At 68.9% G+C, this 1,305-nt stretch carries 2 protein-coding genes; both read right to left on the reverse strand.

All coding sequences use genetic code 11. From position 1 onward, the window contains the following. Positions 1–428: helix-turn-helix domain-containing protein (locus ACXAHD_RS32135; protein WP_475055173.1), on the reverse strand; the 428-nt coding region annotated here is incomplete at its 3' end. A gap of 27 nt (positions 429–455) precedes the next feature. Further along, positions 456–1,070 carry an ATP-dependent Clp protease proteolytic subunit gene (locus ACXAHD_RS32140; RefSeq protein ID WP_281554423.1) on the reverse strand — a complete coding sequence of 205 codons (615 nt, stop codon included), beginning with the start codon at positions 1,068–1,070 and terminating at the stop codon, positions 456–458. Positions 1,071–1,305 lie beyond the last annotated feature (235 nt).

Genomic DNA, 1,305 nt, shown 5'->3' on the forward strand with positions numbered 1-1,305 from the left:
TGTTTTGTGTTTTCGGTTTTTTTGTGTGCTCCCGCTTTTGGTTCTCGTGGGGTGGTGTGTTCTCCCACCAGCCGGCCGGCCCACCGCTCGCCCGGCCGACCGGCGGACGGACTCACCCGTCCCCGTCGCCCTCGGGTGGCCGACGGAGACCCGCCCGAGGGCCGGACAGATCGTCGACAGCGGACGGTGGCCATCGGACGGCTGCGGGTCAGCTCCTGCATCGCCTGCGCCAACAGCTCCTCCAGCGCGACGCCGAGCGCCCGGCAGATCGACGCCAACATCTCCGAGGACGGTTCCTTGCGTCCACGCTCCAGCTCCGACAGGTACGCCGTGGACAGGCCGGCGGCGCGGGCGACGTCCTGCAGAGTGCGACCCTGGTCCTGCCGGAGCCGGCGCAGCACCCGCCCGATGACCTGTCGCAGCAGCATCGAAAGTCTCCGTCCTGGCTCGCCCGGTCAGCTGGAGACGCCAACGGCGGACAGCTGCGCAGTGGTGGCGATCACCTGGTCGATGATGCCGTACTCGCGGGCCTGCTCTGCGGTGAACCACCGGTCCCGGTCGGAGTCCTGCTCGATCTCCTCGCGGGTGCGCCCGGTGTGGAACGCGATCCGCTCGATCGTCGTCCGCTTGATGTGCAGCATGTTCTCCGCCTGGATGGCGATGTCGGCGGCGCTGCCGCCCATCCCGCCGGACAACTGGTGCATCATGATCCGGGTGTGCGGCAGGGCGTACCGTTTGCCGGGCGCGCCGGCACAGAGCAGGAACTGTCCCATCGACCCGGCGAGACCGAGGCCGACGGTCGCCACGTCGTTTCCGATGTAGTGCATCGTGTCGTAGACCGCCATGCCGGCACTGATCACGCCGCCCGGCGAATTAATGTAGAGAAAGATGTCGCGCTCGCTGTCCTCGGCCGCCAGCAGCAACATCTGCGCACAGATCGTGTTGGCCGAGGTGTCGTCGACCTGGGTGCCGAGAAAGATCACCCGCTCCTTGAGCAGCTGTTGGAAGACCTGGTCGCCGAAGCCGGTGGTCGCGCCGTCCGCAGCCATCGCGGGACTGGTGTGCCGCATCAGTGACGCCCCTCTCGATCACGGTGATGTGGCTACCAGCTTCGACTGGCGACGGTCCGGACCGCTGCCCTTTCTGCTGACAGGAGATCTGCTGTGAGCAGAAGGCGATCCGAGCGCCGTCCACGGGGTACAGGCCCCCCGCCCAGGCCAAAGGGCTGCCCCCCCCGCCCCCACCCACCCCCCCTCCCCCCCTCCCACCCCCCCCCCCCCCCCCCCCCCCCCCACCCCCAAACCC

It is taken from the genome of Micromonospora sp. ABR4_055 (genome assembly GCF_056160425.1).

Bases quoted from the DNA above. Each gene is read 5' to 3' on its own strand.
- ACXAHD_RS32140 (WP_281554423.1), bottom strand. From the start codon at position 1,070: ATGCGGCACACCAGTCCCGCGATGGCTGCGGACGGCGCGACCACCGGC.